The organism is Chthonomonas sp. (assembly GCF_035294165.1).
Taxonomy (GTDB): Bacteria; Armatimonadota; Chthonomonadetes; order Chthonomonadales; family Chthonomonadaceae; genus Chthonomonas.
The window spans coordinates 1-25,334 of sequence record NZ_DATGLN010000068.1 but is presented as its reverse complement, the minus strand read 5'-3'; the positions used below and the strand labels follow the sequence as shown (position 1 = coordinate 25,334).

Here is a 25,334-nt window from a genome sequence, read left to right as displayed (position 1 = left end):
GGTATCGGCCAACATGCTGCAGTTCCAGGTAGGGGGGAACGCGGGTCAGTTGGTTCAGGCGAGCTTGGGCAACATCCGTGTGGTGAACTTAGGCAACACGGTGGTAGCGGGCTACAACTTGTCGAACATAGATGTGACGACAGGTCAAGGGGCGGAGAACGCGATACGGATAGTGGATCAGGCGATTTCTCAGGTATCGCAGTTGCGTGCGAACTTGGGGGCGTTGCAGTCACAGACGTTGCAGGCGACGGTGAACTATCTGGGGATAGGGGTTCAGAACCTCTCGGCTTCGGAGAGCCAGATACGGGATACGAATGTGGCTCAGGAGGTGGTGAACCTAACGAAGAACCAGATTATCGAGCAGTCGGCAACGGCGATGTTGGCACAGGCCAATACCGCTCCTCAGTTGCTGCTCAAGCTCTTGCAGTAGTCTGGAACGAGCCATTGGAGAGACGGATCAAACTCCGTCTCTCCTTTCTCAATCTTTGGTTGGATTAGGAAACGTGGGATGTAAGGAGTGGGTAAGAAATGGTCAATTCGGTAAATTCAAACAATTCGAGCAACTCACTGAGCGGTTCTAATAGTTCCTCCAACACAACCTCTTCGAATTCCAGCAATACCTCTAATTTGTCGAATACAGGAACCAGCGGCAGCAACAGTATAAACATTCCCGGTGCCGGGTTGGTGAGCTTTTCCGGTTTAAGCACGGGCATTGATACGAATCAGATCATCCAAGAGATGGCTACCATCGCCCGCCAGCCGGAGACGATCTACCGGCAAGATATGCAGCAGATACAGGCACGTCAAGCTGCCTACAACGCTCTGAGCGCGCAACTGCTTACCCTGCAGACGGCTGCTCTCAACCTGGATACCTACAGTACGTTTCGCGCGATGACGGTAAGTTCCAGCAACCAGAATGTGGTCACGGCAACCGCGCAGCCAGGAGCACAAGCAGGAACGCATACGATTACGGTAAATGCGTTGGCACAAGCCGAGATGATCAGCACCGCTGCACAGACCAGTCAAACTGCTCCTCTTGGTTTCAGTGGCCAACTGTTAATTAACGGTAAGGCAATTAACGTTAGCGCTGCCGACAGTTTGCAATCTTTGGCAACCAACATCAATTCGGCACAGGCCGGCGTCCGTGCGGCCATTATCTCTCCGTCGCAGGGGCAGTACTATCTAACAATCGCCAGCGTGAACACCGGGTTGGCAGCTCAGATTAGCATAGCCGATGTGGGCAACGGCAATCTGTTGCAGCAACTCGGCATCGCGGGAACGGGCGGTCGCATTCGTCACCCGCTCTCATCAAGTGGTGGTGGAGCCGGCTCCGATCTTTTTACGGATAGTGTCACCCCGATCTATACTTTGGAAGGTCTTTCAAGTGCGCCCGCCGGCGATGTGCAGATACAGTTGAATAACGGCAGTTTTCAGACGGTGCATATTGACCTCAGCCAGTCGCTGAGCCAGATCGCTTCGGCGATTAACGCGGCGCTTGGCACGAATGCAGCATCGGTGCAAAACGTAACCGATCCCTATACCGGTCAGGCGAAGCAGCAACTTCAGATTGCCGGTGCCACGGGCTTCGTGGATAGCAACAACGTACTTGCCGATTTGGGCATCTACCAGGTGAATCTGGCGCAAGGCAGAGAGCTTGCACAGGCACAGGATGCCAGCTTTACCTTGGATGGCATTGCCGCCACACGTCCCACCAACTCCTTTTCCGACGCGATTTCTGGGGTTACGATCAACCTACTACAAGCTTCCAACGGTTCTTCTGGTCCTGCGACTGCAACAATTACCATATCCAGCGATACGAGCACGATCCAGAAGGATATTCAGGACTTTGTTCAGACCTTCAACAGCACGATTGATATGATCGATCAGCAGTCGCAGTACGATCCAAACACAGGTCAGACGGGCATCCTATTCGGCGACTCGACCATCGAGAGCTTAAAGAACACACTCACCGCAATGGTCACCGGGCAGGTGCCTGGCTTACCTTCGAGTTTAAGCCTTCTGTCGCAGATAGGAATCACGCTGGATCAGACCGGCCATCTCAACGTTGACCAAAATGCTCTTAGCCAGGCGCTTTCTACTAACTTACAGGGGGTGGCGCAACTGTTTCAATCTTCCGGTTCGGCAACCGATCCCAACGTGCAGTTCGTGACTTCCGGCCCTAACACCCAGCCTAGCCCTCCCCAAGGTTATGCGATCGTCATCACCCAGCCGGCCACACAGGCCCAGCTTACAGTAGCCTCACCTCAAACTCAGCCTCTCGCAACAGATGAAACCCTTACCTTTGGTGGTCCGTTGTTCGGCACGCCCGCAACGACTTCCGGGACATTGACGGGGCCGAGTATTACACTGCATGCAGGAAGCACGGCGAGCGACGTGGTAAACCAAATTAATTCCGACCCGGTTATCAGCGCGGTAGTCTCGGCTTCCCTGGATTCTCAAGGACGCCTACAACTCACGTCAAAGCAGTATGGAAGCCAAGCCACTTTCGATGTGGTCTCCTCCGCTCCGGCTTCGGCAAGCTCGACGGGAATCGGCACGACGATTCAGCAGGTAAGTGGTCAGGATGTGGCGGGAACTATTAACGGTGAAGTGGCCACCGGCCATGGGCAGTTTCTCACCGATACCCAGCAAGGAACTAATGGAGTTGGCCAAGGACGTGCGGTGGGGTTGGAGGTACGTGTAACGGCCACCCAGCCCGGCACCTATGGAACGGTCAGTTTTACAAGCGGTGTGGCAGATATGTTGAAAAACTTTCTTAACACCCAAACCGACCCCATTACCGGTGCTCTTACCCTAGCTGTCAATCAGATGCAGACACAATATCAGGACGATCAGCAGGCTATTAACGATATTGAAGCCAATATCGCCCTCCAGGAGCAGATGTGGCTTCAGGAGTTTACGAATATGGAACAGGTCGTTTCTAACTTAAGGGCATCCAGCGCTGGTCTTGCCATGTTCGGCGCTAGCTTGCTGCCGTCCTCTTCTGCATCATCCTCTGGGAGCAGTGCAAGCACCGGAGGTTAGGGGTTTTGTTCTCTGTCGTAGGGGCCTCAGGCCTTCTGCGAGCACCCATAAAACGTATACCGATTTCGCATAAAACTAACCTATTTTGAAGGGGAAGTACGTCTGCCATGAATTCTAGAGGGTCAGACGCATCGCAAAATCTACTACCGGCCACGTCAGGCGAAAAGCCTAAAGGCAGTTCTACATCAGCCACAAGCTTGAAAAACCGCAACCATCGCTACCGAAAAACACAAATCGAGACGGCCAGCCCTGCCCAACTCATTCTCCTGCTTTACGAAGGTGCCATCCGTTTTTGCGACCAAGCTCTTGAGGCCATGGCACAGAGGAATCTCACCGAGCAACATGCGAACTTGGTGAAAGTGCAGGAGATTGTCGGGGAGCTTATGGGGGCGTTGAACCAGGAGGCAGGGGGCGAACTTGCAGTGAATCTGCGGCGCATCTATCTCTACATGCTCGAAAAGCTTGTGTTGGCCAACCTTTACGATAAGCAAGAGGTGGTGCAACACGTACGGGATATGCTGCAGAGCCTGCACGATGCCTGGGCCGAGGCGGCTCAAAAGCTGCTAGAGCAGACCGTGTTAGAGACGGCAGAAAGCCTCTCAGAGACCGCACGCTTAGGAGACCGCCATGTTTGAAGAAGCCGATACCGATCTCCTAGAGGTTCCTACTGCTTTAAAGCGCATGCATCTTCTCGCACAGCGGATACAACAGGCCGTTGCACACAGCGAGTTCGGCGCACTGCCCGCACTTGCTGCGGAGTTGCCGGCACTACTCGAAGAGTGTCGGACGGAGGGGCAACTCTCTAATAACGCGGCGACTCTGCGTCTGGTGACAGAGACGTGCCTGCTGCTCGATTCCTGTGCGGAACGTGTGGAGGAGGAGATGCGTCGGCTTCAAAAGCGTCTGCAGAAGTTGCGCCGAGGACGTAGGTTGACGGCAGTAGTTCGTGCAGGGCGGTTGGCCAACCGCCCTGCAGGCAGACTAAAAGGCGAACTTTAGTCTCCTGCGGCACGCCACAGGCGACTGAGCGCTACGGCAAGGCCGGCCTTTGCGGCATCGAAGGGCAGAAACCAGGCGGCCCCGGCAAGAAACGCCTGATGAGCCGAAAGGTGCGCATAGAGAGCTAGCCAGGTACATCCGAAACCGTAGATAACGGCTATTCCCAACCCGCAGGCGGCAAGCTGTTGCAATCCGCTGCATTCCCTTTTTTGAGTAAGCCAACCGATGAGCCAAGCGGCTAGGGGAAAGGCTAACAGGTAGCCTGCAGAAGGTCCGCTTAATCCAGAGTTACCGAATGCAAAGATAGGCACTCCGCAAGCCCCTAAAGCCACATACTGCGCCTGGGCCACAAATCCCCAACGTGCACCCAGGATAAGCCCGGAAAGCAGAACCGCAAACACCTGCAGCGTGATGGGCACCGGTGTTGGTGGAATATGTACGGCGAGATGCGCTCCAAAAGCGGTGAGCGCAGTAAACAGAAGCGCCCCTTTCCACGAGCGCAAGCTCGTCCAGGAAAGCTGTTTTGGGAAACTTAGCGTGGTCTCTCGATACATCTAATCTCTCCTCACGATTGATAGAGGTTTTAGGCCATGAAAGCTCGATGAAAGTAGCATACCCTAAAACGATGTCTCAACGGGTAAGGTTACGACCTGTAACCCTTCGATAGGGTCTGTTTGCTTTTCTGCAGCAAAATTGCAGCAGCTCTTTCCTGTCTGCTGTTTGAGTTTGAGGGTTAAACTAAGGACATAGCGATAGCAGTTCAAAGTAAGAAGGTCTTAGGGAGTAGGAGTAGAAGGTACAATGGAAGGGTGGTAAGAGCACTCGTTCCAACACGAAAATCTTCCCCAGTGAGAGAAAGGAGATTTGATTAGAAAATGACCCATTCACCGGAACAGTGGCGTGCTTTGGCAACCCAACTGCGCGCCGATAGCATTCGTTGTACCACGGCAGCAGGTTCTGGTCATCCCACCTCCTCGATGTCGGCGGCCGACCTTATGGCGGTGCTTCTAGCCGACCACCTTCACTACGATTTCAACGACCCGCACAATTTACGAAACGACCGGCTTATCTTCAGCAAAGGGCATGCGGCTCCGCTGCTCTACGCTATGTTTAAAGCGGCAGGTGCTATTACGGATGAAGAGCTGATGAGCCTGCGCAAGTTTGGAAGCCGTCTTGAAGGGCATCCGGTTCCGCTTTTGCCCTATGTGGATGTGGCCACCGGCTCGCTGGGGCAAGGCCTACCGGCAGCTGTGGGCATCGCCTTCAGTGCCAAATATCTTGACAAGTTGCCCTTGAAAGTGTGGGTGCTGCTTGGGGATAGCGAAATGGCGGAAGGTAGCAACTACGAGGCCCTGCAGATCGGAAGTCACTATCAGCTAAATAATATTATCGCCATTCTAGATATGAACCGACTGGGGCAGCGCGGCCCCACCATGCTGCAGTGGCACGGTGAGGTGTATGCCGATCGGGTTCGGGCGTTCGGTTGGCACGCCATTCTGGTAGATGGGCACGATGTCGAAGCCATTCACAGAGCCTACAGTGAGGCGGAGAGTGCCGATAGGCCGACGATGATCATCGCAAAGACCTTGAAGGGGGCGGGGGTCTCCTTTCTGGCCGATAAGGAGGGCTGGCACGGTAGAGCGCTGCCGGCAGCCGATGCCGAAAAAGCGCTTGCCGAACTGGGCAACCCGAAAGGGGATATTCGCATTCAGGTGCAAGGGCATCGGCCCGGCGAGCCGGCCTATTTAGGCGAGCCGAAGCCTTTTCAACCTCCCCATTATGAGGTAGGAAGCCTGGTGGCTACGCGGGAAGCCTATGGCGACGCGCTTAAGGCGCTCGGGGCGGCCAAACCAACCGTTGTGGCTTTGGACGGCGAGGTAGGGAACTCAACCTTCTCCGAGAAGTTCATGAAAGAGTTTCCCGATCGCTTCTTTGAGGTGTATATCGCCGAGCAGCAGTTGGTAAGCGCCGCCGTGGGGTTGCAGGTCATGAAGAAAGTGCCCTTTGCCTCCACCTTTGCCGCCTTCTTCACGCGTGCCTACGACCAGATTCGGATGGCCGCCATATCTCGGGCCAACATCAACCTCGTGGGGTCTCATGCAGGAGTCTCCATCGGCGAAGATGGGCCGTCACAGATGGCTTTAGAGGACCTCGCCATGATGCGGGCCGTCTGCGGCAGCACCGTGCTCTACCCGTCGTGTGCCGTAACGGCCGCACACCTTACTGCTCAAATGGCTACACGTGCAGGCATTAACTATATGCGTACAACTCGCGAGAAAACGCCGGTGATCTACGGCCCAGACGAAAGCTTTCCCATCGGCGGCTGTAAGGTGCTGCGTGCTTCCTCCAACGATGTGGCCTGTGTGATAGGGGCCGGCATTACCCTGCATGAGGCGCTCAAGGCCTACGAGATTCTGAAAGCGGAAGGCCTCTCGGTTCGCGTTATTGACCTCTATTCGGTAAAGCCGATTGATGCGGCTACCCTCCGCCAGGCCGCTGCCGAATGCCAGAACCGTATTGTGGTGGCCGAAGACCATTGGCCGCAGGGTGGTTTAGGCGATGCCGTGCTCGATGTGTTTAGCACGCCCGACGTTCCTTGTCCAAAGATGAAGCGGCTTGCCGTCACAGAAATGCCGGGCTCGGGTAAACCACAGGAACTGCTTGATGCCGCCGGTATCAGCGCACCTTTCATTGCGGAGGCCGTGCGCTCGCTCGTGCGATAAACAGCATATACCGTTCTGCTTAGGAGGGCTGCCACACGTGGCTGCCCTTTATCATTTTTTTGCAGGAGAACCACTTCTCAAAAAATAAATAGCCCGCAAGTTGTGCCTTATAAGGGTGGAAGGAGGGTTGGATGAAAAAGCAACAACGTGCTTGCACGCGAAGGGAGATGCTAAGGCTATCCTCTGCAGGGCTTCTGGAGGCTGGCATCGCCTTAAGCTCCGCAGCGGCGGCACCGAGGCGAACACTCGCCTATCGGTGGGTCTATATCCAGTGCAATTTGCAGGTGGATGCAGAGGTCGCGAGGCTGAAAGGGATTCTGCAACGCGCGGCCGCGGCCGGATATAACGGTATCGTTTTGTCGGATTACAAGTTCGGCTTCTTGGATAGGGTAATACCGGTCTATTTTCAAAACGCTCAGGCCGTGCTGCAATCGGCAAAGCAGCTTGGGCTAAAAGTCTACACTACCGTCTGCCCGATCGGCTATTCCAATGAGCTTTTGGTAAATGACCCCAATTTAGCCGAAGGGCTGCCGGTGAGGGAGGCGACCTACAGGGTTCAGGGGCGGGAAGCCATTTTGGTGCCGTCTGCAAAGGCATCTCTGACAAATGGGGACTTTAGAGAGGCCAATGGAAATACTTTGGTGGGGTGGTCTTTTCAGGATAACCCCGGCGATTCCACCTTTGCCGACTCGGCAGTGGAACGCAACGGACTTCCTTCCCTGCGCATCGAGGAGTCGAAACACCGAAACGCGCGTATCATGCAAACCGTTTCGGTGGCCCCTTGGCGTCAGATGCGCCTTTCCGTGTGGGCGAAAACGGCGGATTTTCAGGGAGGCGATCAGGTGGGAAGCGTCGTTTTGGGCGCGGATGGTAAATCGCTTGCCTATATGCAGTGGGACTTTGCACCCAACCAAGATTGGCGCCAATACTCCGTGGTTTTTAATACCCTTCAGAATCGGCAGATCAACGTCTATTTGGGAGTTTGGGGAGGCCGTGGAGGAAAACTATGGTTTAACGGTGCGCGGCTAGAGGATGTTGGGCTATTGAACGTTCTCCGGCGCGACGGATGTCCTCTGGAAGTGCGTGGGGAGAACGGGCAACTGTATCGGGAAGGGGCAGACTTTGAGCCGATTTCCGATCCGTTTCTGATGAAGTCGCCGGGCGACTACGACATTCAGCATGAGCCGCCCAACATTCGACTCACCCAACAGAGCCGTATATCGGATGGGGAGAGGCTGTTTGTTAGTTTCTATCATCCTGTGCCTATCTACGGATGGGCGGTATCGTGTTGCCTGACGGCTCCCAAAGTGTATGCGTTGTTACGACATCAATTGGAGCTTGTTCAACGCTACTTCCATCCCGACGGTTTCTTTTTCGCGCATGATGAGATGCGTGTTGCAAACTGGTGCCGGTTATGTCGGGCAACGCATAAAACGCCGGGGCAGCTTTTGGCAGACAACATTCAAAGATGCGCCGAAATGGCACATGCTGTTAACCCACAGGCAGAGCAGTTTGTCTGGTCAGACATGTTCGACCCCTACCATAACGCGGTAGCCGACTATTATCTGGTCAACGGTTCTCTCACGCACTCTTGGGATGGGCTGCCGAAGCAGATGATAATCGTCAACTGGAACCGCGAACATGACAAGCAGAGCCTCAGTTGGTTTGGTGACAGGGGGTTCAAGCAGATATTAGCCGGCTATTACGATGGCCCTCCCGAATCGATTCGGGACTGGCTTCAGGATGCGCGTGGGGTAGCCGGAGTTGTGGGGGTTATGTACACAACGTGGCAGCAGCGCTTCGACGATCTAGAGGCATTTGCCAAGGCGGCTTGGGTTTAGCTGAATTAGGAATATCGTTAAAACGGCACATTTGGCCTATAGGAGTAGTGTTTGCACCGCATAGAGCTGTAAACGCTACTCCTATTTTTTTTATGTAATACTACATCATATTTGTTCTAAAATAATCTTTTTTGTTATAAAAAATGCGGTAACTTGGAATCTATTCTTCAAATGAACATTTACTACACAAAAATATCTCAAATCTAAGATGTGGCTAAAAAGGCGTAACTTTGCGTATAATGAAGCGTCAGATTTAGTGAGAGCTGCTTGCTGGATGCAACTAGAAGAAACAAAAGACGCGATTTTAAATCTAGCAATTCGAAAGGAGTTTAAAAAGATGAAGCGGGAGTTTAAATTAAAAGGTTTTACCTTAATAGAGCTGCTTGTCGTTATTGCGATAATAGCGATTCTGGCGGCCATTCTTTTCCCAGTCTTTGCCCAGGCCCGTGAAAAGGCGCGTACCATCAGTTGTGCCAGCAACATGAAACAGATCGAGCTTGGGCGCCAAATGTATGTGCAGGACTACGATGAGACCTATCCGGCCACGCGTATCTTCACTCCCAACGGTCAGCACGTTACTTGGCGTGCGGTGGTAATGCCCTACATCAAGAACGAGCAGCTGTGGATCTGCCCATCTGCCCCTTGGTCCTACAACGAGTTCTCTTGGATGAGGGCGGGCAATGGGGATGATGGATGTCTGCAAGACGGCAATATGACCCGACAGGATTGGAAAAACAACTACTGGCATTCGTTAGCTAACTATGCAGTGAACGGTAATCTGTTTGATCCGGGTGGCCCCAAGCTAGCCTCTATTCAGTATCCGGCAACGACCATAGACGTTCTCGAGACACGCGACTTCTGGCCTGATCTGGGCACGTGGACGATCGGCTGGAACTATAACGCCAACGGTGGAAGCCTGCCGTTTTGGCACAACACGGCCGGCAACTGGGCCTTTGCGGATGGTCACGTGAAGTGGATGAAGCTGGCGGCAACGATTGCCCCTACGTTCATGTGGAACCCCGATAACGACCCGAACGAGTGGTCGAACTGGGGCGGTGATCCTTGCGCAAGTGGGCCTAACAACGGTGCGGCCTTCGTCGCCTGCTTGCTGAAAGAGATTCCACCCGCGTATCGGTAAATCTACGATGAAGAGGTAAGCAAAATGCAACGAGAAGTCCATCCTGCAGTGATTGCGGTGGTGGTGGCCGTAGTGGTCGTGATCTTGGCCGTGATCGGCTATAAGGTGTTTGGGCCTACCAAACAAAACGTCTCGCCGGCCGAGTTCATGAAAATGAAAGCACACATGGTGCCACCGCCTAAATAGGCAGGTGTTCCAGCACAACTCTAATTCAAGCAGCTCTCTTGACAAACAACATTAGGGCTACCCCGCCGGGGTGGCCCTAATGTTTTTATACATCCTCTCTTTTGAAGGGCACAAGAAGCCAAACGATGATTTGGATGTGTGCTAACGGTGGCATCGCCATAGTAGGCTCTATACCGCGGAGCACCTCAGTAAGCCAGTGCTTCCCGTTCTAGCCAGACGAGGAGGCGGTTGCGTTGCGACGGGCAGATGGAGGTGATATAATGATAATTGCGGAAACAAGTTCAAGGCGGATTCGTCGGTTTGGCGAGAAGCTTTTGAGAGGAAATGTATGACACAGGTGATGGAAAGCAAAGAGGTGTCCCTAAGCCCCGATTTAACGGCTAAATATCATCAGTTGAAGCAGATACTTCGAGACATGGGGCAGGTCGTGGTAGGCTACTCTGGAGGGGTAGATAGCACCTTGGTGCTGAAGGTAGCCTATGATGAGCTAAAGCAGGGAGCGCTGGCGGTTGTGGGGAACTCAGAGGCCTTTCCAGAGGGTGAAGTGGAAGAGGCCGTGAAGGTGGCGCAACAGATCGGGGTGGAAGTGGTTCTAATCACGACCCATGAGCTATCCAATCCCCATTTCTCGGTGAACAACCCCAATCGGTGCTATCACTGTAAAACGGAGCTGTACACCCAGCTGCGCAAGGTGGCCGACGCGCGTGGCATTCGTTGGATTGCCGACGGCAGCCATGCGGAAGATGGGCGACCGGGCGACCATCGGCCGGGAATGATTGCGGCCGAAGAGCGCGGGGTGCGCAGTCCATTACGGGAGGCAGGTTTTACGAAAGCCGATATTCGTGCGTTGGCACGCCACCTAGGGCTACCGAATTGGGACAAACCTTCCTTTGCTTGCCTCTCTTCGCGTTTCCCCTATGGCACGCGTATCACGCCGGAGCTTCTGGCGCGGGTGGATGGATGTGAAAAGTTTCTGCGCTCCTTAGGTTTTCGACAGTTTCGGGTGCGTCATCATGATACGATCGCCCGCATCGAGGTAGAGCCACACGAGATGATGCGCGTGTTGGAACACCGTGAAGCCATTCTCGCCCGCTTTCGTGAGCTAGGCTACACCTATGTTACACTCGATATCGAGGGCTACCGGCAGGGCAAGATGAACGATACGTTAAACAGCAACCTTATCGGCCGTGAGACGATTACCCTGCGTTCCCGTCATTGATAGGCATCTAACAAAGGAGGAGAGCGCCTGTGAAAATGGATAAGGCGCATCGAGACGCGCGGATGAAACAGAGCTTCTTCAGAGGGGGTTGCGTGCTTGTTGGGTTTATGCTGCTCTCAGGAAGGGCGGTATGGGCGCAAACGGCGACCGAGATCTACAGTAAAGTCCTACAACGCTATATGAGGCTACATACTTATGAGGCCACCTATCTCATGACTGAGCAGATGCCGCAGATGGGGGCGATTCAGCTTAAGATGATCGTTAAAACGATTCCCAAAGAGCGTAAAGCCTACGTTGTTTCGGAACCGTCCGGCGCCGGTACCGGCCAGCTTGCTATGGCTTCGGCTTTGGGACAATCGGTGAGTGTATCGGATGGTAAAGAGGTGTATCTCTACTTAAAAGCGATGAATAGCTATATGAAAATACCTTTGAAGGAGACTAGCACGCAGTTCGGAGGCCTTGGTATGTTTGCCGGCGGGGTGCCAAGCATAGCACAGCTCAAGAAGTTAGGAGCCGAGCTTAAACTCCTGCCCTCCACCTCTTTTGATGGACATCGTGCCTATGTTCTCCTGTTAACCATTCGTGCGCCTCACCCCGGTGTGCCGCCTGTGACGACCAAAATCTATATAGATAAGGCCACCTACAAGCTCTTGGGAAGCTCCGGCGACGTGCAATCGCCGCAAGGAATTATGATACATGCGACGATGAAACTGTTAAGCGAAAAGCTCAATCCACCCCTTCCCGAAAGCCTTTTCCACTTTACACCGCCCCCTGGAGCCACCGAAATGTCAGGCTTGGAAGGGACGGTAGGGCCACCCCGAATAGGAACACCTGCAAAGGGTAATAAACCATAGAAGGTAGCAGTATGGAACCGGAAAGTTTGTTAAAGCTTTTGGAGCAGGTGCGAGCTGGAAGCGTTAGCCCGGAGGAGGCGTTGGAGCAGCTCCGTTTTCTCCCGTTTGAAGACGTTGGTTTTGCCCGTATAGACCACCATCGGGCTTTGAGGAACGGTTTCCCTGAGGTGGTCTATTGTCCGAACAAAACGGTACCCCAAATTATCGCCATCATGGAGCGTGTAGCAGCACACGCCTCCAAGGTTTTGGCTACAAGAGCGACGCCCGAAGTGGCCGCAGAGGTGCGCGCTGCGCTGCCGTCGGCGATCTATCATGAACAGGCGCGCATGTTGGTTCTGCCTGGTGCTATAGAGGTACCTCCTCCCGCCACAGTCGGCACGGTGCTTGTGGTTTCTGCCGGCACGGCGGACTTGCCGGTTGCCGAGGAGGCCGCGGTGACGGTGGCCGAAATGGGCAGCCCGGTGGAGCGTCTCTATGATGTGGGGGTGGCCGGGCTTCATCGCTTATTGGCGAACCAGCGCCAACTCTACGCGGCCAATGTGGTGATTGTGGTGGCCGGCATGGAAGGAGCGCTCGCCTCGGTTGTTGGAGGGTTGGTAGCACGCCCCGTTGTCGCCGTACCCACAAGTGTGGGCTATGGGGCCGGTTTTGGTGGTCTCTCTGCCCTGCTCACCATGCTCAACTCCTGTGCTAGCGGGGTTGGCGTAGTCAATATAGATAACGGGTTTGGCGCCGGTTTTCTGGCGCATCTCATCAACCTGCGAGGTTTGGAGCGCAAAGGCGCGTGAGCGTCGGGGTTTTAGTGCGTCTTCTATGGGCGCTCATAGCTGCGGGTGTGGGCGCCTTTTGGATGTATCGCGCACGTCGTCCCGACGCTAAACTATCGGCTTCCCTCTCTCTTGTGAAAGCGCTGGGTTTTGCTTGCCTTGCGCTTTCGCTGTTTTGGGCGGTGGCCTGGCTTGCGATTGCCTGCCTTCGCCTAACCTATCCGTTCGAGTTGGAATGGATAGGAGGGGCTATGCGCGACCATGTGGAGCGCTTTCTGCATCATCAGCCTTTTTATGTGCCTCCGGGCGGCGGTTGGTTTCCCTATGAGTATCCTCCTCTCTACCCATGGGTCTGCGCCCAACTCCTTAAATGGTTTCCTTTTCCAGCCTTTGTAATCATGCGCGGTGTCTCCATCGTTAGTACCGTGGGCTGTGCTGTTCTCATCGCATTATGGACGAAGCAGCTTGCAATGGGTTCCACACAAAGTGCCTTTTGGGCCTTGCTGGCTGCCGGCTTGTTTTTGGCCGCCTATCGGGTAACCGGAGCATGGTACGATCTCGAACGCCTCGATATGTTGTTTTTGTTCCTTTCCTTGTTAGGCATCTATGCGCTTGATAAAGGATTGGGTGGAACCGTGGTGGCCTCGTTTGCGTTTGTGTTGGCTTTTTTTACCAAGCAGCAGGCCGTTCTTTTTATTATGGCGGCGGCTCTGGCGCTCTGTTACCAACAGAATTGGAGGTCTCTATGCCTTTTGCTCGGCATAACGGGTTTGGGCTGCATCATCCCAACCCTCATGCTAAACCAGACCACACACGGCTGGTTTTGGTTTTACTGTTTTCGGGTACCGCTAGCCAACGGCATTCATGCCTTCTTAGCGTTGCTGTTTCTTTATAACGACCTACCACTGTATGCTCCGCTCATCCTGCTGATCGTCCTTTTAGGGCGACAGACAGTGCCCCAAATGCCTCTGAGAGAGAAAGCTCTGCTTTTCGCCATGAGTACGGCAGGAGTATTGGGCAGTTGGCTAAGTCGAGCGCATTGGGGAGGCGACCAAAACGTGTTAATGACCGCATACCTTTTTATTGGAATCATGGCCTGCACCTACGCGGCCTACGCAGCAGAGGCCTATCCGCAACTACTACCAGGCCTGTTAAGTCTGGCGCTTGCGCAGTTTATTGCCATAGCCTATAATCCCTTCGCTCAGATTCCGCATCGGCAGAACAGAGAGGCCGGACAACGGTATCTGAGGGAGGTTCAAACGCTGGAAAGAGGGGGAGAGGTGCTATGCCTCGACCATGGTGGCTTCACGGTTCCCCCTCATTTCCAGATCATGGGGTTGCTGGATGTGCTGAACACCCTGCATCGGGTGCCGTTAGGGCTGGCGCAGGCACTGAAAGCCAAGCGTTATAGTGCCATTCTCACCGAAGGGCTGCCGGGCGCACACGATGCGTTCGGCCGAATGCTCTATGCCTTCTATCGTCCTGTAGAAAGCCAGTACTACACGGACTCTTGGGGGGTGACAGGTTTTCTCACTCCAAGCCCTCAACGCCCTGTCTACATCTGGCGTCCGCGCTGAAAGCTTTTGGGATGGCTCTAGCGGCTTGCGTGATTCGACACTAGGTCTTCGTAGAGGCAGTGGATGATCTGCTTCTCACCAAACCCACCGGGAAGCGCTACATAACGTCCGCCTGCGTCCTCGATCCATCTCCTGCCCTGCTCCGACATGCTGTGGCTTACATGCTTTACCACCAGCATAAAAATGTCGGACGCGCGGATTTCGGCTTCGTATCTGGCGGGGTTCGTGGTTTTTTCGCAGGTTAGCCACTTCGCCTCTGCCAGTTTCAGCCGCTCCTTAAGGTCGGCGCAAACCTTATGGTATTTGCGAGAGCCTCCGATGATCACCAGTTTTTTGCCTTCTGTATACGGCAGGAGGGCCGAGCACCAAGCTGCGATCTCCGAATTTTCGGGTTCGTTTTGCTCTGCAGTTTCGGCAAGGGACGCAGCCTGCTTCTCCTCCTGCATTTTTCGCTCCTGATCTTGGGCAAAGCGTAGAAAATCTTGGTACTTTGCCTGGCCTTGAAGCAGCGCAATACATCGAATGAGCGGGCGACTGATCTCTTTTTTAGAGGGGGGTAAGCCGGCTGCACGGCAGGCATCGAGCAGCCCGAGCAGTTGTCGCTGATCCTCCTTAAAGGTCTCTTGCCGTATCTCGTCCTCCGGGTAGCCTTCTAGGAAGCGAAGCAGGTTGTCAAGGGCTTCTTGTTGGCGTTTTTCTCGCTCGCGGTCTTGGTGGAGGCGCTGCAAACGTTGCTTTTCCTGAGCCACGATGCTCTCAAGCTCTTTTGCCCTTTTTTCCAAAGTTTTCAGCGTTATGTCGGGGGAAAGGGACTGGAGATAGCCCTCTTTTTCCGCGTGGTGCTGGATGGTTTTATAGAGTTTCTCTTGCAGCTTGTCGAAACCGTCCAATTCGCTCATGAAGCGAAAGAGAAGTTGTTGGGCGGCGGCGACATAGTCGAGTATTTTGTGGCGTTCTTCGGGGTGAATCTGATGGCGGTGGGCTTCCCACCAATTCAACGCCTGATGCGCTTGGGCCGTATAGCGGAAGTATTGGGCGAGTTGAACCCACTCTTCTACGGAGATAGAAGGCTCTTCGGGTGTGATGGGTATCTCCCAGACCTCAAAGGGGAGGCTCTCCTCTGTATCACCTATCCAGGCGCGGGCGAAGCGCACACCCGTTTGAATCTGCTCTAGCGTGTTTAAGCTCTGGGCGTCATAGACGGCACCGAGGGCGTAGAGTGCGTTGATCTCACAGGCCAGCGCACGTACCTCAAACCATAGAGCGATACTATCGCTTCCCTTTTCTAACTGCTCGCGGAGGGATTGCCATTGTGAAAACAGTCTATCCACACGGCTGCGAAGGTCTTCCACCGGGATCGCGGGGGCCGGGCTAGATGGTTCTTCGAGCGTAATCAGCAGCTCATCTAGGGAGGGCGATTGAAGTGGCGTGGCGGTCAGAGGCCCTTCAGCGATCTCTTCCGGCATTTGAATGGGTGTTTCTGGCGGCTCGGCTGCCGATAAGGGCGTTTCGTTTTGTGCAATGAAGGAGGCTTCTTGTGATTCACCTTCACCTTCTGGAGCGATGGGTTCGGCATCGGCCAAGGTGTAAGAGAGCTTTGCCGAATCCAGAAAAACGGTTTGGTAGGTGGAGGTTTGCCCACGGTTTGCCTGAGTCTCCGGTGCGAAGAAGGCCTCCATGCGCTGCTTATGATCCACAAGCAGCGATCGGAAGTTAGCGAGCACGACCTGAAGTTCTTTGGTGATCTCCTCCGATTCTGGGAAAAGCGGCAGTTCCGTTTCCAGTCGCTCAATCGCCGTTTCGAGGAATCGCAAACGTGCAAGCGCCCACTGTTTCTGTTCATAACGCCAGCGGAGATTGGCGAGATAGGCGTTAAACGCTTCGGGCGAATCGTAGATGGACTTTTGCAGCTCATTGAAGGAGCTGTGGTTGGCGTCTTCCATGGGTCCTTCCCCTTTCATCATTAGAAATAGGTGGTACGGTTTTATACTGCTTCTAGGAGGTGCAAAACCGGAAAGGGATGCGCTAAAGGCTGAGAAAGTTCACCAAAATCTGCTTTCCTACCTCGGTGAGAACCGATTCAGGGTGAAACTGCACGCCTTCGATGGGGTAGTTTTTGTGGCGCACCCCCATCACCTCGCCCTCAGGCGTATGCGCGGTTATCTGAAGGCATTCGGGCATGGTTTCACGCCGAATCACAAGAGAATGGTAGCGGGTAGCCTCAAAGGGATTGGGGAGATCGGTGAAAACGCCTTTACCATCGTGATATATCTTGGAGATTTTGCCATGCATCACGCGATAGTTACGTACAACCTCTCCTCCGAAGGCGGCCCCGATGGCTTGGTGACCTAAGCAGACCCCAAAAATGGGAAATTCGCCGGCAAAACGCCGGATGAGCGGCACGCTAATTCCCGCCTCTTTGGGTGTGCACGGTCCGGGCGAAATAACAAGCCGTTCCGGGCGAAGGCGCGCGATCTCATCAAGGGAGATCTGATCATTGCGATAGACGGCCACATCGGCTCCCAGCTCTCCAAGATACTGCACAAGGTTATAAGTAAAACTGTCATAGTTATCAATAACAACAATCATCTTTAATAAGCGCCTCTGCCACGAGGGCGCCCTCCTTCCTTCTCTCGATACGTAGCCATCAGACAAGAAGTTTACCTTAGCAAGCGAATTTTAGCTCTTGCCTCGTAGGCCTAAAGTAGGGGGGCTGAAGCTAGTCGCTTCTGCTTTTTGACGTCATACTACTACTAAACTTGGGCATATAGATGCGGCGGGCTAGCGTTTCGCGATAAGGGTTGTGGATGCAAAGCGACCGCACTCCTAGCAGCTCGACGAGGGTAACCGCATCTATTTTTCGCCGAGGATTTGCCTTCCCATCACGACAAAGTCGTTGGGTGCGATCGTAGCGACGGCATCGCCAGCAGGGGCGAAACGGTGGGGTGGACTCGGCTTTCATGTGGAGAGGGCCTCGGTCATCCCTTGCCAAAGCTTCTCTCCCAGCGTGGTTCGGTTCAGAAAGGCCGTGAGCAGTTTGGCCTCCTCTTTGTCAAAACGATCTGGCTCGGAAGAGTAGACCTCTACAACCCCCACAACCTGTTTATCTACCTTTACGGGCACGCCAAGATAGGAGGCCATATGATCTCGTTGAAGCCAAGCATAGCTTTGGGCGCGATCATCTTCTAGAAGCAGGGGCACAATGAGGGACTGACCTCTTTTAGCGACCCACCCGGCAAGGCCCTGTCCCAATTGCATCTCGGCTTCTGGATGCACGCCGGTGCGAAAACGGGAGGCTGCCAAAAGCGAGAGCCTATCTGCACTGAGACGATAGATAGTGCAGCGATCGGCGCGTAACATCTCCACACAGAGGTCTGCGAGGCGAAGTGGCAAGTCTTGTTGCTCAAGGAGGGTGCCCACTGCCTGAGAGACACGTTTGAAATAACGGCGCATCTCATGCGACTTGGCCCGCGCCTCCTGGTAAAGGGTTGCATTCAGAATGGCGGCTGCCGATTGGTTGGCGATGGTATAGAGACGTTCCATCTCGGCCACGGTGAACAGACGCCTTTTGCTGCTCATGGCCTCGATAACGCCAACGGTCTGATCTTGGGCGTGCATGGGAACGCACAGCACCGAGGCGATTCCGAGATGGTGAATGGGCGCAAGGCGATTGCGGGGATCGGCCGCCACATCCACAACGGCTTGCGGTGTCTGCCACTCGAAGACCCACCCGGCGATGCCTTCTCCGGGGCGGAGACGAAGGTTTTCGATGAGAGCGGGATTGGGATGGCGTATGAGACGGGGGATCAAAAGCTCTTTGTCCCTGTCGTAGAGACGGATGGTGAGGCGGTCAACCTCCAGCAGATTACAGACGCAATCGGCCACGTAATCGAGAATCTCTTGGATTTCGAGAGTTGAGTTGATCTGCTGGGAGAATTCGTAAAGGGCAGAGGCCTCGGTAGCTTGGCGCAAGGCCTCTTCATAAAGCTCGGCATTTTCGATGGCGATGCCGGCGTGAAGGCCGAGTGCGGTAAGCAGGCGCAGGTCATCTGGATTATAGGCATGTCTTTGAAGGCTTGTAAGCATGATAAGCCCGTGCACCTCCTCGCCGTTGCGGATGGGGACGATGAGGGCGGAGAGGGCGCGAGGTGGGTCGGAGATATCCTCAAAGTCGGGCTGCTCTTCCACATCGGCGATCAAAAACGAGCGTGCCTGATGAAGCACCTGGGATACGAGGCTGTTTTCTACGGAAAGTTGGCGTTCGCTCTCTTCTTGGCTCAGATTACGCTCGGCCGCTATGATGAGATGCGTATGCTCATCGTTTAGCAAAAAGAGGGCGGCAGCGTGATGTTCCATATGCCGGCAAGCGATGTCGAGCACCTTGTCTACGACCTCTTGGAGGTTAAGGCTGCTAGAGATGCTTCGGATGGCATCGTAGAACACGTTAAGTTCGCGGGAGTGCTCTCTGGCGAGGTAGTTGGTATCGGCCACGCTTTGTGCAAGGGACACGATGCCGGCAAGTGTCTCTAGGATATCTATGTCCTCTTCATCAAGAGCCGGACGGGCGAGGAGGGTATCGTTTTCTTGGCGATTGAGGGCGGCAAGCACCCCGACGATGCGGTTGTTGTAATAGACAGGCACAAGTGCGGCGGTTCGCGCGTTAAAAAGAGAAGTAGGAGAAAAAGTGGCCGGCAGCGGATGCCCCTCTTCTTCAAAGAGGTCGCCTACCTGAACGGCCTGGTGAGGATCAAAGAGCACCGGACGCCCCTCGTGGAGCACCCGTTCGGCTAGGGAATCGGTAACTCGCACCCGGAGACCCGTTATCTGATCGGCATACTCTCCGGCGGCTGCCACATAATCGAGCAGCGTGTTATCTTCGGCGAGGAAGCAGAGAGCGGCACCGGCAGCATCGGTTAGCCGGCAGGCCTCTTCCACCACAGCCTGATACACGGTGTCTTTGGGTAAGGAGGCGGCGAGCATGGCATGGAGGCGGCGGATCGCTGCGCGCTGCGAGGCGGCTCGACTCATGATTTCAACCCACTCCTCACTTTCTACAGGAGCCTCACATTAAAGTGGTACTCATTGTTGCACAAAAAATGGCTTATGTCAACATAACGATGATGTCTCGTATGTAATAGCCATAGCTATTGGCCGGCTAACGTGGGCTAAGAGGAAAAAGTAGTTAAGATCAACCGCAACAGGAGAATTTCATCGTGAATATTTCTAAAACCCATCACGAAGTGCAACAGGGCAACAAGAGTGCGGTGCCAACAAAGGCTGCGTTGGCAGATGCAACCCTAGAAGGTTTGTTGCAGCGTCTGGAGCGCCATGAAAAGCGGTCTCGCAGGCATATGCGCCTTATGGTGAGCCTCAGCGTATTTGCCGCCATCCTTATGTTTTTTGTAGAGATAGGAGGGGTTCTCATAGCTTTACATAAAGGGATCGAGACCCTGCCCCTTTGGGCGGTGCTCAGCTCTTGGCTTCTCTTTTTGGCTATGCTGTCGGGCGTTGTGATGGTTTACTCTAGGGATATGCACACGAGCCTCAAACTCCTTCAGAACATCAGCACCCATAGGGATGTGCGTGTGGTAGGCCCGCTGTTATCTCTATGGGGTGTTTCTAGTCCACGCACGCGCGGGGCAATAGAAGAGGCCCTTATCGAGCTTTTGCCGCAGATGAGGGCCTCCGACGCCGTCCTTTTGAACGATGAGCAGCGAGCACAGCTCTATGCTATTCTGCGTGATACCAATCGGCGGCGCGTTCCTCTTCAACTGGCCATTTTGGAGGCGTTAGGGCGCATAGGTGATGCTCATGCCGTTCCTGTGGTGGAGCGCCTTTCCGAAACCCCATTACGACGACAGCGGGCTTTGAGGGAGGCCGCTCAACGGTGCTTACCGCAGTTGCGAGAGAGAGTTCTTCAGTTGCAGCAAAGCAGTACCCTCCTGCGCCCCTCAGCGAATCGGGCAAAGGAAAAAGAGGTGCTGCTGCGAACGTCCGATTCAACATTGCCAACCCCTGCCGATCAGCTTGTACGTCCCGTAGATGCAAAGGAGATTTCGGATGAAAATTCCTCTGAACTTTAGCACACTGGCCACGTCAATAACTATAGCGTTCCGGTGTACTCTCCAAGCCCCGCTGAAGTGTGAAGGAGTTCTATCAAAGTGCCTGTTGAGGCCGGTGCTATGAGCCAGTTCCAGACACGCTATGTTTGCCAGAACTGCGGTTACGAGTCGCTAAAATGGCTTGGGCGATGCCCGGAATGCGAAACGTGGGACTCGTTTGTGGAGGAGGTTGTCTTACGCTCTACGCATAAGGAGCGTGGTAAGTCGAAGTCCGCGCAGACGATCTCTAGCGCTGCCGATGCAGCTACTCCGCTGCCGATAACGCAGGTGGAGATGGCCTCACAGCCCCGCCTCCTAAGCGGCATCGGCGAGTTCGATAGAGTTTTGGGCGGTGGCATCGTGCCCGGCAGCATCGTGCTGGTGGGGGGCGATCCTGGGATCGGCAAATCAACGCTGCTGACTCAGGTGGCCTATCATATCGCAAGAGCGCAGACGGCCGGCTCGGTACTCTATATTTCTGGCGAAGAGAGCGCACAACAGATACGACTGCGGAGTGCTCGTTTGGGCGCCGAAACCGAGCGGCTGTTCGTGAGTGTGGAGACGGATATCGAGCGCATCGAGGGCCATCTGGAAACGCTGCGGCCCACGCTTGCAATAGTGGATAGCATACAGACGACCCAGGATGGATCGCTCGATTCCATCCCCGGCTCGGTGAGCCAAGTGCGCGCTTGTGCGGCCAGGCTGGCGCGTTTTTCGAAGGCAACCGGTGTGCCGGTGATCCTTATCGGCCATGTGACTAAGGAGGGCAACCTCGCCGGGCCACGTGTGTTGGAACATATCGTGGATACCGTGCTCTATTTTGAAGGGGATCGCCAGAACGCCTACCGGTTGTTGCGAGCCGTGAAAAATCGGTTTGGTTCCACCGATGAGCTAGGCATTTTCGAGATGCGCGAGCAGGGGCTGATAAGTGTGGACAACCCCTCGGCAGCTCTTCTGGCCGAAAGGGCGCAGGATGGGATCGGGTCGGCGATAACGGCGACTCTGGAGGGAACGCGGGCGCTATTGATAGAGGTGCAGGGGCTTGTCGCACGCTCGTTTTTGGCCAGTCCACGCCGTGTCATCAATGGGTTAGACCCTAATCGGGTCAACATGATTCTGGCCGTGTTAGAAAAGCGACTTGGCCTGAAGCTGGCGGAGCAGGACGTGTTTGTCAATGTGGCCGGTGGGGTGCGCGTGGTAGAGACGGCGGCTGACTTGGCGGTAGCGATGGCGGTTATTTCAAGCTTTCGGGAGCAACCTGTGGAGCCTACCACGGTTTTCATCGGCGAAGTGGGGTTAAACGGGGAAATAAGAGCGGTTTCGCAGGGCGAAAAGCGCTTGCGTGAGGCGGCGAGACAAGGGTTTCGGAGGGCAATTATAGCAAAACATCATTTAGTCGAGCTGAAGGATCGTATAGGGCTGGAGGTGGTTGGCATTTCGACCATAGCTGAGGCCTTGCCGAAGGGACTATTGAAGGGAGGTAGATGAACCCTCTGGATTTCTGTCATAATGTGTTCTTCTGTGTATTTTATTTCTTCGGTAAAAATTTAGCATAAACGAATGATAACTTCGTCCAGGGGTCGCCAGTCCATCCTAGTAGGTTTGGAGATCACCTTATAATTATAAGAGGATAGGGAGGATGTTAGAAAAAGAGATCGCGGCGGATAGTGCCGTTATTCCGCAAAATTCGGTGCCACGATGGATGTACGCTCCTTTCCGCAAATTAAGGCCGCCCATCGTTGTCATCGGCATGCATCGCTCTGGCACAAGCCTGGTCGCCGCCATTTTAGCCCTCATGGGAGTCTACATGGGGCGCATTGGAGACTCGGAAGAAGAGAGTAAGCTTATCATTCACCACACACCTAGAAACTTGCTTATCATTTATAGTAGCCAGAAGAGCAACGGTTTTGTCCTCACCCCTAAGAGGGTACGCGATGGCTATGGAGAGGACGGAAGTTTTCGGCTCGTCAACGAACGTATCTTTACTCGGTCCGGAGCCACATGGGATAATGTGGATCCCCTGCTGGTACTGCAGGACAACCCACAATTTACCAAAAGCGCCGTGCGTATCCTACAAAGGGCGACTTTCGGGATATTACGCACCCAGTATCTAGGCTCCATGCCGAATGGCTATGAGGGGCCGTGGGGTTGGAAAGACCCACGAAACACATTTGCCCTTCGCTATTGGTTGCAACTGTTTCCTAATGCCAAAGTGTTACACGTGCGTCGTAGCCCCGATGCGGTTGTGAGAAGTCTCATGCGTCGTGCCGAGAGCTGGGCTGTGGAAACTCCGCACTTTTCACCACCTCTACATCGGCGGGTAGTAAGGGCCCTCACAAACCCTAGGCTCGCTTTTGAGCGATTTGTGTTGAGACGGCAATTTCAACAACCGCATCCTAAAACGGAGGAGGATTGGCGGCGGTTGTACGATCAGTACGTAAGCGAGGGTGAGAAGTATCGTGCTTTGGGTGATCGGTATTCGGAGGTAAGCTATGAAGATCTCTTGCAAAATCCGCAGGAGATCATCACGGCCATCGCGAATTTTACCGAAATTGAAATCAACGAGGTCATCCTAAGACAGGCAACAGGGCTTATCATCCCTCCTGAGACGAAGCGATGGTAAAATCAAGTGCACCGCCGAATGTCATCATCTTCTTCACCGATCAACAGCGTTGGGATACCACCGGCGTTCATGGAAACCCGTTAGACCTTACGCCGAATTTCGACCGAATGGCCCAACGTGGCACCCATCTTTATTATGCGTTCACATGCCAACCCGTCTGCGGGCCGGCACGCGCCGCGCTTCAAACAGGTTGTTATGCTACCCAAGTGGGGTGCTTCCGTAATGGCATTCCTTTGCCGCCCGACGCGATTACCATGGCACGGTGTTTTCGCGAAGCCGGTTACGATACGGCCTACATCGGGAAGTGGCATCTTGCCTCGCGCGATCCGGTGCCCGAAACCGAACGAGGAGGTTACGACCATTGGCTTGCCTCCAATGTGCTGGAGTTCTCTTCCGATCCCTATCGTACGGTGGTTTACGATAATGAGGGAAACGCGGTGTTGTTGCCGGGGTATCGGGTCAACGCGCTAACGGATGCGGCTATTCGCTACATTGCCTCTCATCAAGAACGGCCATTCTTTCTTTTTCTCTCCTTTCTTGAACCCCATCACCAGAATCGGCTCGATAGCTATCCCGCTCCAGAAGGCTATGCCGAGCGTTATATAGGACGATGGATGCCGCCCGACCTCGCTGCGCTTGGAGGTTCTGTGCACCAACATCTCGCCGGCTACTATGGGATGGTGAAGCGATTGGACGAGGCCTTTGGCCTGCTGCTCGATGTGCTTCGGAGCCTTAGGCTGCTCGACAAAACCATTGTGCTCTATACTTCCGATCACGGCTGTCATTTCAAGACGCGCAACACGGAATATAAGCGGTCTTGCCATGAAGGCTCCATCCGTGTGCCGGCAGCTTTGCAAGGGCCGGGCTTCGATGGCGGAGGGCAGATTCGTCAGTTGGTGAGCCTGGTAGATATACCACCCACCTTGCTGGAAGCCGCCGGGTTACCGATACCGGAAACCATGCAGGGGCGTTCTTTCCTGCGCCTTACACGTGGCGAGAAAGAGGGATGGCCTGAGGAAGTCTTTCTGCAGATCAGCGAATGGCAGGTTGGACGCGCCGTGCGGACTCGCCGGTGGAAGTATGGGGTGTTTGCCCCACATAAAAACCCCTGGCAGGATTCGCATTCGGATACCTATTGGGAGGCTTACCTCTACGATCTTGAAGTAGACCCCTATGAGCTAACTAATCGGATTGAATGTGCCTCTCATGCGCGCGTGGCCGAGGTGATGCGCGAGCGCCTCCTAAGACGCATTCAAGAGGTGGAGGGCGAGAAGCCCACCATTGTCCCCGCGAAAAGGGTGCCTTCTGGTCAGCTCTCTATTTCTGAAGAAGAGGCGTGGCAATAGTCACGAACATGGGGTAAAGTACGTAGCAGAGATGGGGCACAGTCGGAGCGATGTTCATGTATCCACCCTGTCCGCTCGGCAAGTCCGCACCATGGGGCCTATCCATGCAAGCCTATCGTCCGTTGCTGCTACGAAGACAGCGTCGTATTGCCCAGCAGGTGGGCATGATTTGCTGTGCCCTACTAATAGGTGTTTTGTTGCCATCGCTCTTTCTGCATTGCGCTCGGTGGGCGGTATTAACAGGAGGGGTGGCCTTTATTAAGGGAAGCCTGTTTGGGCTGTGTCTGGCCGCGATCACACGAACTCGTCGCCCTACGTTCATCTATCTCTGGCTGCTGTTGGCGCTGCTGATGGGCATCTCTTTTTGGAACGACTGGCCCTTAAGCATGCCTGTGCCCTCGTTGGCTACAGGCACCCCGTGGGGCCAATTGCTTTTTGCTGGGTATGGAATCCTCGTTCGCTATGGGCTTTTTTTCGTAGGGCTACCCACACCGTTCGCCCTTTACGGACAACATGGCCCTGACATGGAGGATACACCACAGACAAAGGAGTAAGAAAATGCCATCGTCATCGGAAAATTCAAAACGTGCTTGGCTCAGAATGTTGCTGCTATTAGGCATCGCCTTTGTACTTGGAGGCTTTGTGTTGCCTAACATTCACATCACGTGGCACGAGCCGGAAAGTCAGGCTTCGATGGGGGGCTTAAACGTCTCTCTCGGCAAGCCTCAAACCAGCCTATCACCGCTGGAGGTCTATGCGCGCGCCGCCCAGGCCGTCTATCGTTCGGTGGTCTATATTGATGCCTCAGAGACCGTGCGGGTTGAACCCGACATCTTTGACGAGATGATGGGCGTTGAGCCGCAGGTGGAGCAGAGCCATTGGGAAGGTTCCGGGGTGATCATCACGCCGGATGGC

Annotated in this window: 23 protein-coding genes; 18 read left to right on the top strand and 5 right to left on the bottom strand. The window is 54.4% G+C overall.

Annotation, left to right across the window (positions count from 1 at the left end; translation table 11 throughout):
• The 4 genes from VKV29_RS03330 to VKV29_RS03315 all read left to right on the top strand — a co-directional run.
• Positions 1–430 (top strand): flagellin (locus VKV29_RS03330; RefSeq protein ID WP_324199880.1); only part of this gene is annotated, 430 nt, incomplete at its 5' end.
• 197 nt (positions 431–627) lie between these two features.
• A complete protein-coding gene (gene fliD, locus VKV29_RS03325) occupies positions 628–3,045 on the top strand; it encodes a flagellar filament capping protein FliD (protein ID WP_324199879.1) in 2,418 nt (805 codons plus the stop codon).
• 107 nt (positions 3,046–3,152) lie between these two features.
• Positions 3,153–3,680 carry a flagellar export chaperone FliS gene (gene fliS, locus VKV29_RS03320; RefSeq protein WP_324199878.1) on the top strand — a complete coding sequence of 176 codons (528 nt, stop codon included), beginning with the start codon at positions 3,153–3,155 and terminating at the stop codon, positions 3,678–3,680.
• The gene (locus VKV29_RS03315; RefSeq protein ID WP_324199877.1) at positions 3,673–4,044 is read left to right on the top strand and encodes a hypothetical protein; all 372 of its coding nucleotides are present in this window, start codon (positions 3,673–3,675) and stop codon (positions 4,042–4,044) included. The genes fliS and VKV29_RS03315 overlap by 8 nt, the downstream gene beginning before the upstream one ends.
• Here the strand turns inward: VKV29_RS03315 and VKV29_RS03310 are convergent.
• Positions 4,041–4,598 (bottom strand): biotin transporter BioY, encoded by a 558-nt coding sequence (locus tag VKV29_RS03310; protein ID WP_324199876.1) that lies wholly within the window; start codon positions 4,596–4,598, stop codon positions 4,041–4,043. The genes VKV29_RS03315 and VKV29_RS03310 overlap by 4 nt on opposite strands.
• Before the next feature lie 321 nt (positions 4,599–4,919).
• On the opposite strand from VKV29_RS03310, the gene VKV29_RS03305 reads away from it, so the two are divergent.
• From VKV29_RS03305 to VKV29_RS03270, 8 genes are all read left to right on the top strand, one after another.
• Positions 4,920–6,767, top strand: coding sequence for a transketolase (locus VKV29_RS03305; RefSeq protein WP_324199875.1), 1,848 nt, complete (start codon positions 4,920–4,922; stop codon positions 6,765–6,767).
• 131 nt (positions 6,768–6,898) lie between these two features.
• Positions 6,899–8,608 (top strand): hypothetical protein, encoded by a 1,710-nt coding sequence (locus tag VKV29_RS03300; protein WP_324199874.1) that lies wholly within the window; start codon positions 6,899–6,901, stop codon positions 8,606–8,608.
• Positions 8,609–8,945: 337 nt separating this feature from the next.
• The gene (locus VKV29_RS03295) at positions 8,946–9,746 is read left to right on the top strand and encodes a DUF1559 domain-containing protein (protein ID WP_324199873.1); all 801 of its coding nucleotides are present in this window, start codon (positions 8,946–8,948) and stop codon (positions 9,744–9,746) included.
• A gap of 24 nt (positions 9,747–9,770) precedes the next feature.
• Positions 9,771–9,932, top strand: coding sequence for a hypothetical protein (locus VKV29_RS03290; RefSeq protein WP_324199872.1), 162 nt, complete (start codon positions 9,771–9,773; stop codon positions 9,930–9,932).
• A gap of 328 nt (positions 9,933–10,260) precedes the next feature.
• On the top strand, positions 10,261–11,151 hold the full coding sequence (larE, locus tag VKV29_RS03285; protein ID WP_324199871.1) for an ATP-dependent sacrificial sulfur transferase LarE: 891 nt from the start codon (positions 10,261–10,263) through the stop codon (positions 11,149–11,151).
• A gap of 35 nt (positions 11,152–11,186) precedes the next feature.
• On the top strand, positions 11,187–12,005 hold the full coding sequence (locus tag VKV29_RS03280; RefSeq protein ID WP_324199870.1) for a hypothetical protein: 819 nt from the start codon (positions 11,187–11,189) through the stop codon (positions 12,003–12,005).
• Between the two features lie 11 nt (positions 12,006–12,016).
• On the top strand, positions 12,017–12,793 hold the full coding sequence (larB, locus tag VKV29_RS03275; protein WP_324199869.1) for a nickel pincer cofactor biosynthesis protein LarB: 777 nt from the start codon (positions 12,017–12,019) through the stop codon (positions 12,791–12,793).
• Positions 12,790–14,349 carry a hypothetical protein gene (locus tag VKV29_RS03270; RefSeq protein WP_324199868.1) on the top strand — a complete coding sequence of 520 codons (1,560 nt, stop codon included), beginning with the start codon at positions 12,790–12,792 and terminating at the stop codon, positions 14,347–14,349. Before larB ends, VKV29_RS03270 begins: the two co-directional genes overlap by 4 nt.
• 17 nt (positions 14,350–14,366) lie before the next feature.
• On the opposite strand, the gene VKV29_RS03265 is transcribed toward VKV29_RS03270, so the two are convergent.
• The 4 genes from VKV29_RS03265 to VKV29_RS03250 all read right to left on the bottom strand — a co-directional run bounded on the left by VKV29_RS03265 (position 14,367) and on the right by VKV29_RS03250 (position 19,377).
• Positions 14,367–16,292: a hypothetical protein gene (locus tag VKV29_RS03265; RefSeq protein WP_324199867.1), complete on the bottom strand. Its 1,926-nt coding sequence runs from the start codon at positions 16,290–16,292 to the stop codon at positions 14,367–14,369.
• 82 nt (positions 16,293–16,374) lie between these two features.
• Positions 16,375–16,938 carry an aminodeoxychorismate/anthranilate synthase component II gene (locus VKV29_RS03260; RefSeq protein WP_324199866.1) on the bottom strand — a complete coding sequence of 188 codons (564 nt, stop codon included), beginning with the start codon at positions 16,936–16,938 and terminating at the stop codon, positions 16,375–16,377.
• A gap of 130 nt (positions 16,939–17,068) precedes the next feature.
• On the bottom strand, positions 17,069–17,311 hold the full coding sequence (locus VKV29_RS03255) for a hypothetical protein (RefSeq protein ID WP_324199865.1): 243 nt from the start codon (positions 17,309–17,311) through the stop codon (positions 17,069–17,071).
• Positions 17,308–19,377: a GAF domain-containing protein gene (locus VKV29_RS03250; protein WP_324199864.1), complete on the bottom strand. Its 2,070-nt coding sequence runs from the start codon at positions 19,375–19,377 to the stop codon at positions 17,308–17,310. The genes VKV29_RS03255 and VKV29_RS03250 overlap by 4 nt, the downstream gene beginning before the upstream one ends.
• Before the next feature lie 185 nt (positions 19,378–19,562).
• Between VKV29_RS03250 and VKV29_RS03245 the strand changes: the two genes are divergently transcribed.
• The 6 genes from VKV29_RS03245 to VKV29_RS03220 all read left to right on the top strand — a co-directional run.
• On the top strand, positions 19,563–20,432 hold the full coding sequence (locus VKV29_RS03245; protein ID WP_324199863.1) for a hypothetical protein: 870 nt from the start codon (positions 19,563–19,565) through the stop codon (positions 20,430–20,432).
• A gap of 99 nt (positions 20,433–20,531) precedes the next feature.
• Entirely contained in the window at positions 20,532–21,938 is a 1,407-nt protein-coding gene (radA, locus tag VKV29_RS03240; protein ID WP_343217327.1) for a DNA repair protein RadA, read from the top strand.
• 151 nt (positions 21,939–22,089) lie between these two features.
• Positions 22,090–23,073 carry a sulfotransferase gene (locus tag VKV29_RS03235; protein ID WP_324199861.1) on the top strand — a complete coding sequence of 328 codons (984 nt, stop codon included), beginning with the start codon at positions 22,090–22,092 and terminating at the stop codon, positions 23,071–23,073.
• Entirely contained in the window at positions 23,067–24,419 is a 1,353-nt protein-coding gene (locus VKV29_RS03230; protein ID WP_324199860.1) for a sulfatase-like hydrolase/transferase, read from the top strand. Before VKV29_RS03235 ends, VKV29_RS03230 begins: the two co-directional genes overlap by 7 nt.
• Before the next feature lie 56 nt (positions 24,420–24,475).
• Positions 24,476–24,973: a hypothetical protein gene (locus VKV29_RS03225; RefSeq protein WP_324199859.1), complete on the top strand. Its 498-nt coding sequence runs from the start codon at positions 24,476–24,478 to the stop codon at positions 24,971–24,973.
• Positions 24,974–24,977: 4 nt separating this feature from the next.
• A partial coding sequence (locus VKV29_RS03220) for a hypothetical protein (RefSeq protein ID WP_324199858.1) occupies positions 24,978–25,334 on the top strand: 357 nt, incomplete at its 3' end.

Bases quoted from the DNA above. Each gene is read 5' to 3' on its own strand.
- fliS (WP_324199878.1), top strand. From the start codon at position 3,153: ATGAATTCTAGAGGGTCAGACGCATCGCAAAATCTACTACCGGCCACG.
- VKV29_RS03315 (WP_324199877.1), top strand. From the start codon at position 3,673: ATGTTTGAAGAAGCCGATACCGATCTCCTAGAGGTTCCTACTGCTTTA.
- VKV29_RS03310 (WP_324199876.1), bottom strand. From the start codon at position 4,598: ATGTATCGAGAGACCACGCTAAGTTTCCCAAAACAGCTTTCCTGGACG.
- VKV29_RS03305 (WP_324199875.1), top strand. From the start codon at position 4,920: ATGACCCATTCACCGGAACAGTGGCGTGCTTTGGCAACCCAACTGCGC.
- VKV29_RS03300 (WP_324199874.1), top strand. From the start codon at position 6,899: ATGAAAAAGCAACAACGTGCTTGCACGCGAAGGGAGATGCTAAGGCTA.
- VKV29_RS03295 (WP_324199873.1), top strand. From the start codon at position 8,946: ATGAAGCGGGAGTTTAAATTAAAAGGTTTTACCTTAATAGAGCTGCTT.
- VKV29_RS03290 (WP_324199872.1), top strand. From the start codon at position 9,771: ATGCAACGAGAAGTCCATCCTGCAGTGATTGCGGTGGTGGTGGCCGTA.
- larE (WP_324199871.1), top strand. From the start codon at position 10,261: ATGACACAGGTGATGGAAAGCAAAGAGGTGTCCCTAAGCCCCGATTTA.
- VKV29_RS03280 (WP_324199870.1), top strand. From the start codon at position 11,187: ATGGATAAGGCGCATCGAGACGCGCGGATGAAACAGAGCTTCTTCAGA.
- larB (WP_324199869.1), top strand. From the start codon at position 12,017: ATGGAACCGGAAAGTTTGTTAAAGCTTTTGGAGCAGGTGCGAGCTGGA.
- VKV29_RS03265 (WP_324199867.1), bottom strand. From the start codon at position 16,292: ATGGAAGACGCCAACCACAGCTCCTTCAATGAGCTGCAAAAGTCCATC.
- VKV29_RS03260 (WP_324199866.1), bottom strand. From the start codon at position 16,938: ATGATTGTTGTTATTGATAACTATGACAGTTTTACTTATAACCTTGTG.
- VKV29_RS03255 (WP_324199865.1), bottom strand. From the start codon at position 17,311: ATGAAAGCCGAGTCCACCCCACCGTTTCGCCCCTGCTGGCGATGCCGT.
- VKV29_RS03250 (WP_324199864.1), bottom strand. From the start codon at position 19,377: ATGAGTCGAGCCGCCTCGCAGCGCGCAGCGATCCGCCGCCTCCATGCC.
- radA (WP_343217327.1), top strand. From the start codon at position 20,532: ATGAGCCAGTTCCAGACACGCTATGTTTGCCAGAACTGCGGTTACGAG.
- VKV29_RS03235 (WP_324199861.1), top strand. From the start codon at position 22,090: ATGTTAGAAAAAGAGATCGCGGCGGATAGTGCCGTTATTCCGCAAAAT.
- VKV29_RS03230 (WP_324199860.1), top strand. From the start codon at position 23,067: ATGGTAAAATCAAGTGCACCGCCGAATGTCATCATCTTCTTCACCGAT.
- VKV29_RS03225 (WP_324199859.1), top strand. From the start codon at position 24,476: ATGTATCCACCCTGTCCGCTCGGCAAGTCCGCACCATGGGGCCTATCC.